The following is a 7,177-nucleotide window of genomic DNA, read 5'->3' on the forward strand; positions in this document are numbered from 1 at the left end:
CCTGGAGTCTAACGACAGGTCGGCCGTGGAGATAACGACGAATCGGCCAAATCTCGTAACACCCTGATCACCGCGCCTTCTCGGATGCCGACTAAGCTCCTTGGTGGTTTCGCCCCTGGTTTCACGGAGGATTGAATATGCTGTTGTTGTGGATACTGGTTCTGGTGGTCGGCGTTGCCTACCTGGCACATCGCCGCACCGCGCCCCTGCCCGCCTTGGGCGTGGTCGCCGTCTACCTGCTGGCGATGGGCGCCTGGAGCCATGCACCGGGATGGCTGTTGCTGATCTTCTGGGTGTTGATCGCCGTTGTGGCCGCACCCTTGCTGCTGCCGGACCTGCGCCGCCAATATTTCACCAAGCCACTGTTCAGCTGGTTCCAGAAAGTCCTTCCGCCCATGTCCGAAACCGAGCGCGATGCCATCGACGCCGGCACCGTGTGGTGGGACGGCGAGCTGTTCAGCGGCCGCCCCGATTGGGACAAGTTGCTGGCCTACCCCAAGGTGCAACTGACCGAAGAGGAACAAGCCTTCATCGACGGCCCCACCGAAGAACTCTGCGCCATGGTCAGCGACTGGGAAATCGGCCAGGCCATGGACTTGCCGCCGGCTGCCTGGGAGCACATCAAGACCCACGGTTTCTTCGCACTTATCATTCCCAAGGAGTACGGCGGCAAGGGTTTCTCAGCCTACGCTCACTCCCAGGTGGCGATGAAACTCGCCACCCGCAGCGGCGACCTCGCCTCCACCGTGATGGTGCCAAACTCCCTCGGCCCGGCCGAACTGCTGCTGCACTACGGCACCGATGAACAACGCAACCACTACCTGCCACGCCTGGCCCGCGGCGATGATATTCCGTGCTTCGCCCTAACCGGGCCACTGGCTGGCTCCGATGCGGGCGCCATGCCTGACACCGGCGTGATCTGCAAAGGTGAATGGGAAGGCAAGGAAACCCTCGGCCTGCGCCTGAACTGGGAAAAACGCTACATCACCCTCGGCCCGGTCGCGACCCTGCTCGGGCTGGCCTTCAAAGCCCATGACCCGGACCATCTGTTGGGCGAAGAGGAAGATCTGGGTATCAGCCTGGCGCTGATTCCCACCGACACCCCCGGTGTGGAAATCGGCCGTCGTCACCTGCCGCTCGGCGCCGCCTTCATGAACGGCCCCAACTCCGGCAAGGACGTGTTCATCCCCCTGGAATTCCTCATCGGCGGCCAGGAAATGCTCGGCAAGGGCTGGATGATGCTGATGAATTGCCTGTCGGTGGGCCGTTCGATTTCCCTGCCGGCAGTCGGCACCGGCGCGGCCAAGTTCACCAGCCTGGTCACCGGCCAGTACGCCCAGGTGCGCGAACAATTCAACGTGCCACTCTCCGCCTTCGAAGGTATCCAGGAAGCCCTGGCCCGTATCGGCGGCAACGCCTGGCTGATGGACAGTGCGCGCATGCTCACCGCCAATGCCGTTGACCTCGGGGAAAAACCTTCAGTGCTGTCGGCAATCCTCAAGTACCACCTCACCGAGCGCGGCCGTGAATGCATCAGCCACGCGATGGACGTGCACGGCGGCAAGGGCATCATCATGGGCCCCAACAATTACCTGGGCCGTAGCTGGCAAGGTGCGCCGATCTTCATCACTGTCGAGGGCGCGAATATCCTCTCGCGCAACCTGATGATCTTTGGCCAGGGCGCCATCCGCTGCCATCCGTTCGTGCTCAAGGAAATGGCCCTGGCCGGTCGCGAAGACCATGACCAGGCGCTGAAGGAATTTGACGGCCTGCTGATGCAACACATCGGTTTTGCCGTGAGCAACGCCGCAAGCACTCTGGTACTGAACTTGGGCTTTGGCCGCTTTGAGAAAGCGCCGGGTAACCGCTTGAGCCAGGGTTATTTCCGTGCACTCAATCGCCAGGCTGCGGCCTTCGCCCTGCTTGCGGACTTGAGCATGATGCTGCTGGGCGGCGAGCTGAAACGCCGCGAACGCCTGTCGGCACGCCTGGGGGATGTACTGAGCCATATGTACCTGGCTTCAGCGGCGCTCAAGCGCTATCACGATCTGGATTCGCCGGACCACCTGGAACCGCTGTTCGCCTGGGCCATGGAAGAAAGCCTCGGCGAGTCGGAACGTGCGCTGGATGAGTTGCTGGGCAACTTCCCGAACAAGGTGCTCGGCTGCCTGCTGCGGGTGATTGTGTTCCCGTTCGGCCGTCGCCATACCGGGCCGTCCGATGCACTGGATGCCGAGGTGGCCGCCGTCATCGGCCGCGCCAAAGGCGACCCGACACTGGAAGAGTTGCTCGCCGGCTGCTACCGCCCACAATCGGCGGACGATCCGGTCGGCGCCCTGCAACACGCCTACGACCTGTTGGGTGCCAGCCATCCGCTGCAGAAAAAACTCCACACCGCGCTCAAAAGCGGCCAGGTCAAACCGACGGCCGGCGAGCATGCCATCGACGCCGCGCTGCATGCCAACGTGCTGCAACCGGGCGAGGCGCAGACGTTGCGCGACGCTGAAGCAGCGCGGCGCAAGGTGATCGACGTGGATGATTTCAGCAAGGAAGAACTGACCCAGGCTGAGGGCACAGTCCGCTGATCCCAGCGGTCATATAAAAACGGGCGCGAGGGCTATATACTCTCGCGCCCGTTTTTGCTTTAGAGGACTTATCTCGTGTCCAACGTCGTTGCCGATCATCTCGTCTTGCTCGACCACCTGCGCAGCATCCTGGTTGCCGTCGGCGAAGCCGAACAGGTGCCCGAGGAAAGCCACACCCTGTTCCTGGAGCGCTTCGACGAACTGCGCGCCCTGCTGCCGATTGACCCGATCGAAAGCCAGTACCTGGGCCAGGACCTGATGAGCCAAGTCATTCTGCGCTACCCGCAAATTGCCCACCTGGTGCCACGCGATCTGCTGTGGTTCTTCGGCGGCGATTGCCTGCACTTTATGCCCGACGAAGAGCTGGACCTGTACCAGGCCCTGGAAGAACGTCGTTATGAGGCCGAACAGAACGACGAACCGTTCGACTGGAACCAGGAAAAGCAACTGCTGGCCATGCCCCAGGATCAGAGCAAGCACTGATCAGCCAGCCGTACCAGAGGGCCGACGCAATGTCGGCTCCTTCGCCATACACTCCACCAGATAATCAATAAACACCCGCAGCTTCGGTGGCAGGTAGCGCGTGGGCGAATGCAGCAACCACGCCTCGCCATGGTAGGACGCAATAAAATCCCACCCTGGCAACACCTGTACCAAACGCCCCTCCTCCAGCGCATGGCGCGCCGTAAAGAACGGCAGACTGCCAATCCCCACATGTTGCAACACCGCATCCAACCGCACGCCGGTGTGATTCGCTGCATAACGCCCGTGCACGCCCACGGTCACTGCCTTACCGTCCTGTCGGAATTTCCAACGCGAGTCGCCGGGGGTTTCGCCAAGGTAAATGCAGCTGTGTTCCAGCAAATCGTGGGGATGCTCCGGCATACCGTGATCGGCCAGGTACTGCGGCGTCGCACACAGCAAATGCTCAATCGGCAATAGCTGACGCCCCACCAGCCCCGGCGGCGGGCTGTCGGTGATGCGAATGCTCAGATCAACATTGTCATCGATCATGTCTACCTGCCGGTCCTCTAGGATCAACTGCACATCCACCTTGGGATACCGCCGCAGAAACTCCGGCATATGTGGGTGCACCACAAACCGCCCCACCGCCTTAGGCACACTGACCCGCACCAGCCCCTCGGCCTCATGGGTGAATTGGCCACTTATTTCCATCACCGAACGCGCTGCGCTGACCATCTCCTGGCAGCGCTTGAACACCTCTTCACCGCCTTCGCTCAAGCGCAGTTTGCGCGTGGTGCGTTGCAGCAACCGGGTAGCCAGGGCCTTTTCCAGGCGCGAAATACTGCGACTCACCGCCGAGGGCGAAACGCTCAATTGCCGTGCCGCTCCGGAGAAGCTGCCGGTCTCTACCACCTTGACGAAAATCGCCATTTCCCCCAGCAGCGGTAACGGAAGATTGATGCTCATGACGCACAGGTCCATTGATATTTGAGCGGATTATCACCTATCCAAGCACTATTTATACTGCCCGCAGAACCCTGATGCGGATGTAGAAGATGACCGAGCGCCTGTTTTTCACCCACGATCACCTCAGTGCCGAGCTTGAAGTACTGAGCTGCACGCACTGCGACGACCAGTTTGCGGTCATTTTACAGTCGACGATTTTCCATCCCCAGGGCGGTGGCCAGCCGTTCGACACGGGCTGGCTCGGTGATGCTCAGGTCCTGCGCGTCACTCAGGAAGCTGATCGCGTGGTGCACTATGTCAACCAACCTGTAGCTGTGGGTCCCATCACCGCGCGGGTCGATGAACCACGCCGTACCCTGCACACACGCCTGCATTCCGCCGGACATTTGATCGGCAACGCCGGCGAAACCCTGGGCTGGATGCCGATCAAGGCGCACCACTGGCCGGGCGAAGGCAAGATCACTTTTATCCGTGGCGAAAGCGCGCAAGCCATTGACGCCGAGTCCCTCCAGCAGCGGATCAACCAATGGATCGCCGCAGATTATCCGCGCCATATGGCCCTGGATGACGGCACCCGCGAGGTGGGCTTCGGCGAGCTGCCCACCTACGCTTGCGGCGGTACCCATGTGCAAACACTTGGCGAGCTGGGTGAGGTAACTATCCTGGCCCTGTCGGAAAAAAAGGGCGCGCTGTCGGTGCGGTACAGCCTGGACTAAACCGCGACGATTCTTCGAGCACTGCGCCCAGAGACGCCTCTAAACCGCAGGTTACAGCGCTGCAACGTGCGCATTCGAGGGTGCTATCGAGTTTTTAGATAAGCCTCTTTTTGGCCTCCCTGGCCCACCTTTGCAGTGTTAGTGTGTGGAAATGTTTCTGACACATTGATCAGAAACCCCCTACTCTCCCTTTGCAAAGGAATGCCTCTAACCATGCACTTTCCCCTCAAGCAATTGGCAGCTGCGACCTTGCTCGCGGCGAGCCTTTCGGTGATGAGCACCGCCGTTTTTGCCAACATTACGCCGGAGCAAAGCACGGCAATTCTGAAGGGTTTCAACGAAACGTCAGTTAACGATTTTCGTGGTTTCCTCAGCACCCTGGCCAAGAGCGACCTGGGTAAAACCGCTGACGTGGGCCCGGCCATCAGCGCCTTCCTCGACAACCAGACCCTGAGCGCCGACCAGCAGAACGACATCCATCGCTTGCTGGGCATTTACACCCGAGTGAAGTACGGCAAAGCCGCCCTCGACACCCTGCGCGAACTGGTGGAAATCCCGACCTTCAACGTGGACGGTGTGCCGCAATACAAGAACCCGAAATTCATTCGGATTGCCGACAAGATCCAGGCCCTGGCCGAGAGCTTTGACCTGAATTTCCGTAACGTCGACAACCGCGTGTATGAAATCTCCCTGGCAGGCAGCGGCGACGAGGTAGTGGGTATCCACGCTCACGCCGACGTGGTGCCGGTGACACCGGAAAACTGGGTATTGAAGGACGGCACCCACCTCGATCCCTTCAAGGTCACGCTGATCGGCGACCGCATGTATGGCCGGGGCACCGAGGATGATAAAAACGGCATTGTGGTAGCGATGTATGCCATGAAGGTGATCAAGGAAGAAAAGCTGCCGTTGGCGCGTAATTTCAAGCTGCTGGTGGACACCACTGAAGAAACCTCCGGCGACGCAATCCCTTACTACTTCGAACGCAACCCGACGCCGCAATACAACCTGGCGCTGGACGGCGGCTATCCGGTGGTGATTGCCGAAAAAGGTTATGGCACCGTCATGGCCACTTTCCCGCGCCGTAAAGGGGAAGGCAAAGGTGCAGAAATCATCGCAATGACCGGCGGCATGGCCACCAACCAGATTCCGTCGGCGTCGGTGGCCACGTTCGTCAGCGAAAAACCTGCCGAATTTGCAGCCAGCCTGCAAAACGCCGGCACGGCATACGCCAAGCGCAACGGTGGTGATTTTGAGGTGAGCGCCAAGGTCGTGGGCAAGGATGTCAAACTGACCGTCACCGGGGTGTCGGCGCACTCCTCCGAGCCAGAGGCCGGTATCAACCCGGTGGCGCGCATGCTGGAGCTGATCCACAGCGTCGACGGCAAGATTGCCCTCAAGCACAACCACATCACCGACGCAGCACGGTATGCGTCCGACAATTGGGGCCTGGATTACCTGGGTGGCAAATTGGGCGTGGGCTTCTCCGATGACTTTATGGGGCCGCTGACCACGTCGCTGACCTTTGTCGGGCTGGACGACAACGCCTTCAAGCTGGCGGTCAACCTGCGGGTGCCGAAGGGCAAATCCCCGGAGAAACTCAAGGCTGAGATCGCCGAGAAACTGAGCGCCTGGGACAAGAAGACCAAGGTCAACGTGGACTTCACCTACTCGGTGGCCGAGCCGATGTTCCGCAACCCGGAAGGTGAATGGGTGAAGGCCTTGCTCGCGGTCGCCAGCGAAAACCTGGGCATGGAACATAAATTCGGTACTTCGGCCGGCGCCACCTCGGTCCACGAGCTGCCGAACGGTGTACAGTTTGGCCTCGCGCGCCCGGAAGTGAAGTACACCGGACATACCGACAACGAGTTCAAGACGGTCGACCAGTTCTTGCTGGACTTGCAAATCGTCACCGAAATGATGGGCCGCATCGGCCAACTGCCCACGCTCTGACCCGCGTTCGCGCCCGTCGCCAGGCGGGCGTTGGTGTCTCACTTCAGGGTGTTGCTCAAATCCCAGGCAAAAAAAAGCCACTCGATTGAGTGGCTTTTTTCTTGAATATGGAGCGGGAAACGAGACTCGAACTCGCGACCCCGACCTTGGCAAGGTCGTGCTCTACCAACTGAGCTATTCCCGCAAATGGCGTCCCCTAGGGGACTCGAACCCCTGTTACCGCCGTGAAAGGGCGGTGTCCTAGGCCACTAGACGAAGGGGACACGCTACTGAAACACATGGTGTGTATTTCAGTGCCCAGAGGCCGAATCCGAAGATTAGGCCCTGGTTTCACTCAGTGCCGCCCGAAGGCAACACTGCTTAAAATGGAGCGGGAAACGAGACTCGAACTCGCGACCCCGACCTTGGCAAGGTCGTGCTCTACCAACTGAGCTATTCCCGCAAATGGCGTCCCCTAGGGGACTCGAACCCCTGTTACCGCCGTGAAAGGGC

The 7,177-nt window shown here is 60.3% G+C and carries 5 protein-coding genes and 3 tRNA genes; 4 read left to right on the top strand and 4 right to left on the bottom strand.

The genetic code is table 11. From position 1 onward, the window contains the following. Window positions 1-137 precede the first annotated feature (137 nt). Window positions 138-2,585: an acyl-CoA dehydrogenase gene (locus tag NDJ82_RS26570; protein WP_158877371.1), complete on the top strand. Its 2,448-nt coding sequence runs from the start codon at window positions 138-140 to the stop codon at window positions 2,583-2,585. A 75-nt stretch (window positions 2,586-2,660) separates the two neighbouring features. Continuing rightward, window positions 2,661-3,068, top strand: a complete 408-nt coding sequence (locus NDJ82_RS26575; protein WP_078732357.1) for a PA2817 family protein — start codon at window positions 2,661-2,663, stop codon at window positions 3,066-3,068. Here NDJ82_RS26575 and NDJ82_RS26580 read toward each other — a convergent pair whose 3' ends face one another. Then, the gene (locus tag NDJ82_RS26580) at window positions 3,069-4,016 is read right to left on the bottom strand and encodes a LysR family transcriptional regulator (protein ID WP_099582804.1); all 948 of its coding nucleotides are present in this window, start codon (window positions 4,014-4,016) and stop codon (window positions 3,069-3,071) included. An 89-nt stretch (window positions 4,017-4,105) separates the two neighbouring features. On the opposite strand from NDJ82_RS26580, the gene NDJ82_RS26585 reads away from it, so the two are divergent. Together NDJ82_RS26585 and NDJ82_RS26590 are read left to right on the top strand one after the other, a co-directional pair. Further along, complete coding sequence (locus NDJ82_RS26585) at window positions 4,106-4,732, top strand: alanyl-tRNA editing protein (protein ID WP_250926615.1); 627 nt, start codon at window positions 4,106-4,108, stop codon at window positions 4,730-4,732. A gap of 213 nt (window positions 4,733-4,945) precedes the next feature. Next, window positions 4,946-6,685, top strand: coding sequence for a dipeptidase (locus NDJ82_RS26590; protein ID WP_250926616.1), 1,740 nt, complete (start codon window positions 4,946-4,948; stop codon window positions 6,683-6,685). A gap of 108 nt (window positions 6,686-6,793) precedes the next feature. Here NDJ82_RS26590 and NDJ82_RS26595 read toward each other — a convergent pair. From NDJ82_RS26595 to NDJ82_RS26605, 3 genes are all read right to left on the bottom strand, one after another. Further along, a tRNA-Gly gene (locus NDJ82_RS26595) sits at window positions 6,794-6,869 on the bottom strand. A 3-nt stretch (window positions 6,870-6,872) separates the two neighbouring features. After that, window positions 6,873-6,948: transfer RNA gene (locus tag NDJ82_RS26600), tRNA-Glu, on the bottom strand. 103 nt (window positions 6,949-7,051) lie between these two features. Further along, window positions 7,052-7,127, bottom strand: a tRNA-Gly gene (locus NDJ82_RS26605). Window positions 7,128-7,177: the final 50 nt, after the last annotated feature.

Source organism: Pseudomonas sp. SR18 (genome assembly GCF_023701505.1).
Classification (GTDB): Bacteria; Pseudomonadota; Gammaproteobacteria; order Pseudomonadales; family Pseudomonadaceae; genus Aquipseudomonas; species Aquipseudomonas cyclaminis.

Coding starts and splice junctions, on each gene's coding strand:
- NDJ82_RS26570 (WP_158877371.1), top strand. CDS start 138: ATGCTGTTGTTGTGGATACTGGTTCTGGTGGTCGGCGTTGCCTACCTG.
- NDJ82_RS26580 (WP_099582804.1), bottom strand. CDS start 4,016: ATGAGCATCAATCTTCCGTTACCGCTGCTGGGGGAAATGGCGATTTTC.
- NDJ82_RS26585 (WP_250926615.1), top strand. CDS start 4,106: ATGACCGAGCGCCTGTTTTTCACCCACGATCACCTCAGTGCCGAGCTT.
- NDJ82_RS26590 (WP_250926616.1), top strand. CDS start 4,946: ATGCACTTTCCCCTCAAGCAATTGGCAGCTGCGACCTTGCTCGCGGCG.